The sequence below is a fragment of the bacterium genome (assembly GCA_020440705.1).
Lineage (GTDB): Bacteria > Krumholzibacteriota > Krumholzibacteriia > LZORAL124-64-63 > LZORAL124-64-63 > JAGRNP01.
Window position 1 is genome coordinate 23,285 of the sequence record JAGRNP010000033.1, and the last position, 9,150, is coordinate 32,434.

Annotated in this window: 6 protein-coding genes; 4 read left to right on the forward strand and 2 right to left on the reverse strand. The window is 68.1% G+C overall.

Annotated features, from left to right (window positions below):
* The 4 genes from KDM41_07215 to KDM41_07230 form a co-directional block, all read left to right on the forward strand.
* On the forward strand, positions 1 to 703 hold a 703-nt coding region (locus KDM41_07215; GenBank protein MCB1183205.1), incomplete at its 5' end, for a hypothetical protein.
* 2 nt (positions 704 to 705) lie between these two features.
* Positions 706 to 2,346 (forward strand): hypothetical protein, encoded by a 1,641-nt coding sequence (locus KDM41_07220; protein MCB1183206.1) that lies wholly within the window; start codon positions 706 to 708, stop codon positions 2,344 to 2,346.
* A gap of 17 nt (positions 2,347 to 2,363) precedes the next feature.
* Positions 2,364 to 4,820 carry a glycogen-binding domain-containing protein gene (locus KDM41_07225; protein ID MCB1183207.1) on the forward strand — a complete coding sequence of 819 codons (2,457 nt, stop codon included), beginning with the start codon at positions 2,364 to 2,366 and terminating at the stop codon, positions 4,818 to 4,820.
* A gap of 10 nt (positions 4,821 to 4,830) precedes the next feature.
* Positions 4,831 to 5,280, forward strand: a complete 450-nt coding sequence (locus KDM41_07230; GenBank protein MCB1183208.1) for a glycogen-binding domain-containing protein — start codon at positions 4,831 to 4,833, stop codon at positions 5,278 to 5,280.
* A gap of 100 nt (positions 5,281 to 5,380) precedes the next feature.
* On the opposite strand, the gene KDM41_07235 is transcribed toward KDM41_07230, so the two are convergent.
* A complete protein-coding gene (locus KDM41_07235) occupies positions 5,381 to 6,529 on the reverse strand; it encodes a hypothetical protein (protein ID MCB1183209.1) in 1,149 nt (382 codons plus the stop codon).
* A 309-nt stretch (positions 6,530 to 6,838) separates the two neighbouring features.
* Positions 6,839 to 9,150 (reverse strand): hypothetical protein (locus KDM41_07240; GenBank protein ID MCB1183210.1); only part of this gene is annotated, 2,312 nt, incomplete at its 5' end.

Below are 9,150 nucleotides of genomic sequence, written 5' to 3' on the forward strand. Positions count from 1 at the left end.
GGTGCGCGACGACCGCGTCGCCCTCATGCTGACCAACAGCTGGCTCTACGGCGTGTCGGACATCGACAACTACTACATCGCGGCCTCGCTGCCGAAGGTGGGCGGGTTCTCCCTGGGCGCGTCGTGGGTGCGCCTGGGCATCACCGACGTGTACCACGAGGACACCCTGAATTTCTCCCTGGCCCGCCGCGTGCCGGGGTTCGAACAGCTCAGCCTGGGCGTCTCGGGCAAGCTCTTCCTGCTCGGCGCGCCGGGCTACGAGCAGTACAACGACCCCAACTTCCTGGGCAACGACCACGGCTTCAGCTTCGACGTGGGCGCCCTGTACGACAGCGGCGGCCCCTGGACCCTCGGCGCGACGATCTACAACGTGCACGAGACCGAGCTGCAGCTCATCAGCACGACCTCGAGTCCCGACCCGGTCTTCACCGAGTGGGCCGCGGGCGGCAGCTACCTGTTCCGCGACACGCTCCTGCTGACGGCCGACTTCCGGAACCGCGAGGGGCGCACCACCGACGTCGTGCTGCACGGCGGCGCCGAGATCTGGTTCTTCGACGCGCTGGTGCTGCGCACCGGCCTCGACGAGGGCATGGTCACCATCGGCGCCGGACTGCAGGACGTGCACTGGCAGGCCGACTTCTCGCTCGAAACCGACAACGCCCTGGGCAACATCTACATGCTGTCCTTCACCGTGAGGAACTGACGTTGGTCCCACGATTCCGCTTCGCCCACCTGCCCGGACCGGCCCGCTTCCTCGCGACGGCGCTGCTCGGGGGCTGCCTGCTCGCCGGCGCCGGCGCCGGACCGGCCCGCGCCAACGAGAAGCTCGAGGGCTACTACGAGGCCGAGGTCAGCGCCCAGAAGGACGACGGCAAGTGGCACTTCGGCAGCCCGGGCGCCAACGGCATGCCCAAGCACTATGCCGAACTGCGCTTCTGGTCCTGGCCCAGCGACCGCTTCGAGCTCTTCGCCAAGGTGCGGGCCGAGGCCAACCGCGACGACGACCGCACGGCGACGGTCGACTACTACAACCCGCCCTGGTACAGCGGCGAGGGGCATATCAAGCTGCGCCAGAACAAGTACGAGGCGTACCTGTTCTACCGGCAGAACCGCTTCTACATCAACGACGAACCCCTGCTGCGGCTGGTCGACGACAACAAGCTGAAGAACGACGACTGGGGCCCCAAGGCGCAGGGCGTGCGCTTCGACTTCTGGGAGTCGAACGTGCTGGGCATCCCGAACCTGGGCGGCACGTTCATCACCAGCGACAACGGCGGCACCTACAACCCCGGCACCGGCGACGTCGCCAACGGCGACAACTCCTGGATCATGCGCCTGCGCCACAAGGCCTGGGACGGTCGCATCGAGAGCGGCGCCATGTACGTCCGCAAGGACTGGACCGACACCTCCCGCGAGGACTGGCCGAACTACCTCGACCTCATGCACAACGACGTGTACTCGGTCGACCTGGCCTTCAGCCCGCGCGAACTGGTCCCGACGGGCCTGCGGCTCGGTCCCGTCGACCTGGAGCAGTCCCGCTGGACCGTCGAGGCCGCCCTGAGCCAGGTGCCGTACGAGGAGGAGATCTTCGCCACGCCCACCGGCAAGGCCCGCGCCATCGCCACCGAGGTGCGCGACATCCACTTCGGCGACCTGACGGCCCACGGCTGGTACAACGACTTCGGCGAGGACTTCCGCAACTACTCGAGCAGCCGCTTCGACGACAACCGGGAGTACAACCGCGTCCAGAAGCACGCCGAGCTCATCTGGCTCGTGCCGGGCAAGGCCGTCACCGCCAAGCTGAACTACGACAACTACCGCAAGCGCATGGTCACCGAGGACGAGCCCGACGGCGGCCTGCGGCCCGCCCGCGAGTACTACGCCGAGCTGTACATGGAGTACATCAACGGCTTCAAGTCGCGCTTCGCCTACCGCAACTGGCGGGGCTACGACGCCGACGCCTCGGTGAGCGATTTCCAGACCTACCCGGACTGGTTCGGCGAGATCACGGTGGAGAACTTCCTGGCCAAGATCCGCATCCAGGGGCGCATCCACGACGCCGGCACCTTCCGGCAGGTGACCGCCTACGGTTTCGACATGAGCGTGAACCTGACCGAGCGCCTGAAGGGCTATCTCCGGGCCCTGAACGTGAACGAGGAGACCGAGGCGCGCCACACCCTCTTCGCCCAGCTGAAGTACGACATCGGCTGGGGTTCGGAAGTCTATTTCGAGTACGGCGACGCCGGCCAGTCCGACAATCTCGTCTACACGGACTGGTTCGTGAACGAAGGCAACAACGACAACCTGCGCGACCGCTTCAAGCTGCTGGTCAAGGCGTGGTTCTGATCCGCCAGGGAGCTGACATGAGAGCCAAGGTATTTCGCCCCTCCCCCGTCCTGACGACGCTGCTGCTGTGGCTGCTGCTGGTGCCCAGAATAGGGGCCGCCGCCCCGGCCACCGGCGACGGCGGTGTCGTCTTCAGCCTCGAGGCGCCGGGCGCCGGCGCCGTGTTCGTGGCCGGGGACTTCAACGGCTGGAACGCCACGGCCACTCCCCTCGTGCGCGGCGACGGCGACGTGTGGCAGGCCACAGTGGCCCTCGCCCCCGGCACCTACGAATACAAGTTCGTGGTCGACGGCGACTGGCGCGAGGACCCGGCCAACCCCGAGAAGCGCTCCGATCCGTTCGGCGGCTCGAATTCCGTGGTGACGGTGGGGGCCGACGGTTCGGTGGCCCAGGCGGCCGCCGCCGCGGCGGCGCCCGTGGCCGCGGCAGGCGGTACTTCCGGCGGCGCCGCCGCGGCCACCGGCGACATCAAGGTGGGCGCCCCCGCCGCCGTCGACGGCGGCATCGCCTTCACCTACCGGGACAACCGCGCCGGCAAGGTGAACCTGGCCGGGACCTTCAACGGCTGGAGCGCCGACGCGAACGCCCTCGCGTCGGACGGCAAGGGCAACTGGCGCGTCATCCAGCCCCTGGAGGCCGGGCAGCACGAGTACAAGTTCGTGGTCGACGGCAACTGGGTGGCCGACCCCAACAATCCCGACACCGTTTCCGACCCCTACGGCGGTGCCAACTCCGTCGTCACCGTCGATGCGGCCGGGAAACTCGTCGCCACGGCGAAGGCCGCGCCCTCCGCGGCCAACAACAACCTCAACGCGCAGGTCACCATCGAGGGCCGCTACCTGACCCGCTTCGAGTACGCCAAGAACGTGCCCGTGGGCCTGCCGGACGAGACCGTCACCGATCCCCGTTACCGGCTGCAGCGGCCGAGCCAGAGCGTCGACCTGAACTTCACGACCAGGGTCAGCGACATCGCCACGACGTTCATGCGCATGCGCCTCGACTCCGACGCCAACATCATCCAGAACAACGTGGCCGCGGCGCTCGACGAGGCCTACCTCGCCATCACGCCGAACAACTTCGCGTTGAAGGCCTACTGGAACCAGGAGATCTACACGGGCGAGGACCTGCTGAAGATGGGCGGCGACGTCGACCTGCCCGGCACGATCCTGCACGACCATCTCGACTCGGGCAAGGGCTCGGCCGGCGTGCTGTTCACGGCGGACCCCTTCGGCGTGCGCACCCGGCTGTACTTCGCCAACGTGCACAACGCCGACTACTACAACGACCCCGACCTGTACGACAACCTGGGCCTCGACCGCATCGGCCTGCGCCTGTCGCGGCCGGTGGGCGGCCTGGAGATCGGCCTGCCTGTGTACGCCGAGCGCTCGCTGGTGTGGCTGGAAGGCCTCGGTGGCGCCGGCATCCCGGCCCTCGACGCCCACCGCACCGGGAACGACGACGCCAGTTCGTGGTACGAGACCGACAACTACTTCGTGCACGCCGGCGTGGACCTGAGCTACCGGGCGGGCGAGAAGATGACCGTCGGGGCCGAGGTGCTCTATCGCAAGCAGGGCCAGCGGGCGGTGACGGGCAACGAAGCCAGCGAGACCAACCAGAACGGCGCCATCGACGTGCCCTTCCTCGACCGCGACGGCGTGATCGTGGCCGCCCAGCTCGCCTACGACCTCTCCGCGCGCACGTCCCTGCGCCTGCTGCACCAGGCCCGGACCGAGAGCGGCGGCAACGCCGACCAGAGGCTGCTCGGCTACACGTTCCAGCCCCAGGCCACGGCCAACCGCCAGGTCTTCTACACCATCGACGCCTCGCCGGCGGTGGTCGACCGCGACTCGACCGAACTGGTGCTCGACTGGAAGGGCGACGACGACACCAGCGCCCATCTCTGGCTGCGTCGCAACGCCGCGGACCTGGACTACGGTGCCGTGGGCCGCACCGCCCCCGAGGACAGCACCGTCACCTCGCACACCGAGGAGACGTGGTACCTGGCCGGACGCCTGGGCTACGGCCGCAGCGGCACGCCCGTGGGCGCCTTCGAACTCGAGGCGGGACTGACCCTGGCCGATCGGGGCGTGGCCGGCCTGAAGCACGACATGCTCGAGTTCATCCTGCGCTACGACCGTGACCTGACCCGCAACCTCGGCTTCATCGCCGACCTGCGCTTCGCCCGCTACCACTACGAGGGCCAGGCCGACGGCACCGCGGGCGAGTCGGTCGATACCGACTACGTGAACCCCTTCGTGGGCTTCCGCTACACCCCCATCCGCAACCTGCTGCTGGTGCTGGCCTACGGCGTCGATCCGGTCGACTACTCGATCGACTACGAGGGCCGCGAAATCGGCCGCTGGATGTACCGGCAGAACTTCCTCTTCGACCACCCGGACGCCTCGGTGCTCGACGCGGAGAACAACCTGAAGAGCGCCCGGGTCGTGACCCTGCGGGCGCAGCTGACGTTCTAGGAGAATCGCGATGAACGCGCCGAAGATCCCCGCCCGGCTCCGGGGCCGCCGCCTGGCGGGCCTGACCCTGCTCGCCGCCGCCTGCCTCGTCGCGGCCGGCTGCAGCTACACCCGCCTGCTGCGCAACCGCCTGCCGACCCCCCACCGGGTCGACGACTTCGAGAACGCCGTGCGTTTCGTGTACGAGGCGCCCCAGGCCAAGCACGTGAACCTGTGCGGCAACTGGGACGAGAACGGCTGGTGCGGCACCCAGGCCAGCGGCCGCTTCGACCACACCATCGGCGCCATGCAGGACGACGACAAGGACGGCATCTGGGAGGTCGTGATCCCCCTGCGCCCCGGCCGCTACCTGTACAAGTTCGCCGTCGACTGGGGCATCCGCTGGGAGAGCGACCAGAACAACCCCCTCGGCGAGGACGACGGCTACGGCGGGGCGAACTCGATCCTGATCCTGCACTAGTCCGCACACGGGTCGGTCCGGAACGGACGCGGGCCCGCAGGAACGCCAAAAGGCCCCCGGCTCGCGCCGGGGGCCTTCTCGTTGCCGAACGGGTCGGGAACTACCGGTACATCGTCTTGACGGTGCCCCAGCTGTCGCGCTCGACGCCGACGGGATCGCACACGCCCGAACCGTCTTCCCAGGTGTGGGTCAGGGTCGTCTCGGTGGCCGTGGTGTTGTCGACGGTGAAGAACTTGTTGCCGCCGCCCTCCCAGGTGGCGCAGTCGTCCTTCTTGAACTTGTACTCCATGTTCACGGGCAGCAGGGTGCCGGCCGGGAACACCAGGCAGGCCTGGTACAGCGAGGCGCCGATGGAGGTCATCTCGACGCCGGTGCCCCAGCCGCCGAGCTCGGGCAGGTTGCCGATGACGCACACGCCACCGGTGTTCTCCACGCCGTCCATGCAGACCTGGAAGCACACGACCTTGTCCTCTTCGAGGGTCGAGCCGAGGCCGCAGCCCAGGGGCAGGTTGTTCCAGCTGTCGGGGGCCAGCACGACCGACGTGGTGCCGTCGGTGGGCAGGGCCACGGCGCGGTTGCCCACGCCCTCCCAGTTGCTGCAGCCGTCCTTCTTGAACTTGTACTCGAAGTTCGGGTTGCCGCCGGCCAGGAAGACCACGGTCACCTCGTAGAGGTCGCCGCCCAGGCTGGTCATGTTCACGCCCGTGCCCCAGGTGCCGATCTCGGCCGCGGAGCCGATGACGCAGGGGTCGCCGGCGGTCACTTCGCCGCTCATGCACAGGGTGAAGGTCACGGCCACGTCGTTGGGCAGCACGTTGGTCACGTTGTAGCGCAGCGGCGGCGGGTTGCCGGCCTGATCGCCCTGGATCTCGTACTGGGAGCCGTCCGACGCGTCGTCGAAGACGACGGTGACGTCGACCCAGGCGGCGCCGGCCAGGGCGGCCTGGGGCACCTGGGCCGTGTACTCGTCGTTGGAGACACCGTTGTCGCCCAGGAAGCTCATGGGCACCGCGACCTGCGCCGCGATGTCGGTGGTGTAGAACAGGGTGGCCGAGATGTCGGCGCCCTGGCCGGGCATGTCGGTCACGCCGGACTTGAAGACCTGGGCGTAGACGTCCACGGGGCCGGTCGGCACGACGCTCGCGCCGCTGTTGGGCCACACGTTGCCGGCCCAGTCGATGGTCGCCAGCGCGCTGCCGGCCGTGGCCACGGCGAGCATCACGATGGTGAGCATGAGCATTCTCTTCATGTCATCCTCCGGTTTCTTGCAGGGAAGCGGCCCGCGGGCGCCCATGCAGGGCCGCCTGGCGGGCGGATGGCTCGATCATTCAGGGCGAATTTCAGGATCTCGCGCCCAGCGCCGGCCCCCCGCCGCCCCCGATCGTCGGGCGGAAACGGGCCTTGGCGCCACCCATGATTTTATCACAGTTTTTGGCAAATCGGGGTGTTTTTTGCGTCAGCGAACCGCAAAAATGAGGGCCCCCGCGGTGACGGGGGCCCTCGCCAGGCCGGCATTGGGGACATCCGGGCGAAACCGGATGAAACAGGCCGCCAGGGGCTAGTTCAGCAGGATCGCCCCGCTCATGCCCGGCAGGGTCACGGTCACGTCGCCGCCCCGCAGGTCGAGCTTGTCGCCGGTGGCGAAGCTCCCGCCGGCCGCCCGCGGGAAGCTGTCCGGCCCGACGACGGCCTCGAGCACCATCACCGCGCCGTCGCCGGCCAGGCGCCGCAATTCGGCCTGCGAGAGCGTCAGTTCGACCGGCGTCGTGCCCGCGTTGAACAGCGAGACCGCCAGCTTGCCATCGAGCTCGCGGGCCGTGGCCAGGCCCTTGCCCACCGTGGCCAGCGTGGTGAACGAGCCCCGGCGCAGCACCTCGGTGTCGCGGCGCAGGCGGGTGATCTTCCCATAGTACTCGCGCAGGGCCACCTTGCGGGGATCGCCCTCGTAGCGCCAGTCGAAGGGACGCCGGCAGTCCGGATCCTTGCCGCCCGTCATGCCCACCTCGTTGCCGTACCAGATGTGGGGCATGCCCACGTAGCTCATGCCGAACATGGCGCCGAGCATGAGCTTGCGCACGTCGCCGGCGCTGGTCAGGAAGCGGATGGTGTCGTGGCTGTCCATGAGGTTCATCATCACGGCCACCGACTGGGGCGGGTACTGGAAGCGGCCCGGGCTGAGGCGCGCGTCGAAGGTCGCCGCGTCGATCGAGCCCTTGCCGAAGAAGTCCATCACCGGATCGCGGAAGAACTTGTAGTTCATGGTCGAGTCGAAGCAGTGCGGGCCCACCCAGCGGCCGGCGTTGCCCCAGATCTCGCCCACGAGCCACACGTCGTCCTTGATGCTGTCGCAGTGCTCACGCCACAGCTTCCAGAACCAGAACGGCACCTCGTTGGGCACGTCGAGGCGGAAGCCGTCGATGTCGTACTCGCCCAGCCACCGGTCGGCCGTCTTGAGCACGTAGTTCACCACGTCCATGTTGGGCGTGGCGTTCTCGATCTCGCCGATGTTGTTCTCGTTGGCGTTGCTCAGCTTCAGGTCGTAGTTGAGGTTGGGGTGCAGCCCGAAGCCCCACCAGCAGTCGTAGTAGTCGCTGGCGTTGAAGTCGCGCGCCGAGGGCAGCGGCCACTTGTGGAACTCGTACCAGTTCCAGTACCTGCTCGAGCGCCCGTTCTCCACCGCGTCGCGGAAGGCGAAGTGCCAGTTGCCCGTGTGGTTGAACGCCACGTCGACCACGATGCGGATGCCCCTGTCGTGGCAGTCCTTCACGAACGCCTTGAACTCCTCCGGTGTGGCGAAGCGCGGGTCGATCTCCAGGTAGTCGATGGGATCGTACTTGTGGTTGCTCATGCCGTAGTTGAGCGGGTTGAAGTAGATCACCGTGATGCCCAGGTCGACCAGGTAGTCGAGCTTCTGCCGGATGCCGGCGATGTCGCCGCCGTAGTAGCTGTAGTAGTCGGGCTTGCCGTCGGTGCGGTAGGGGCTGCGCACCAGGCCGGACACGTCGTACCAGTCGTCGACCAGGTGGAAGTACTCGTTGTTGGTCTTGCCCCCCGCCGGCAGCTCGCGGGCCCCCTCGTACATGGGCTCGGAAAAGTCCGGATCGTTGCCCTTGTCGCCGTTGGCGAAGCGCTCGGGGAAGATCTGGTAGATGATGCCGTCCTTGGCCCAGTCGGGCGTGAAGAAGGGCGGGAAGGCCGCGGCCGTGTAGACGAACGGCGTGGTGGCCGGATCGGTGGTCATGCCCCGGGCGCCGAAGTACTCGGTGGTGCCGGCGTCGCGGTAGGCCAGGACCCAGCTCAGCTCCTCGTCCGGACCGCCGAGGGTGACGGTGGTGCGGTAGTACTGGTACGAGGCGTCGTGCTCGACCTCGCCCATGGGCATCTCCTGCCGGCCGCCGCTGCCGGCGGTGTAGAGCAGGGTCACGCCCTCCACGTCGCCCAGGTGGGCCTTGGCCGTGATGGCGATCTCCGTCGGGCTGAGGGGGTTGCAGGTCGAGTAGTCGAGGATCGGCTCGAGGTCGTCGCTGTAGACCTTGCCGTCGCCCAGCTCGATCTCGATGGTGCTGTAGCTGGCGTCGACCTTCAGGATCGAGTTCTGGCCGCCGAAGCCGTCGTCGGCGCCCGCGGGGTTGTTCGGGTCCTGCTGCCAGTTGCCGTCGACGACGAACTTGTACTGGTAGGTGCCCTGGGCCAGCAGCAGCGTCACGGTGTAGGTGCCGTCGCCGTCGGCGTCGGCCATCTTGGTCTTGGAGTCGTTCCAGTCGTTGAAGGTGCCGGCCAGGAAGACGTTCTGCACGCCCGAGATCACAGGCGTGTAGCGGAACTCGACCGAGCGCAGCTCGCCGTCGCCGCCGCCGGCCGCGGCCCCCG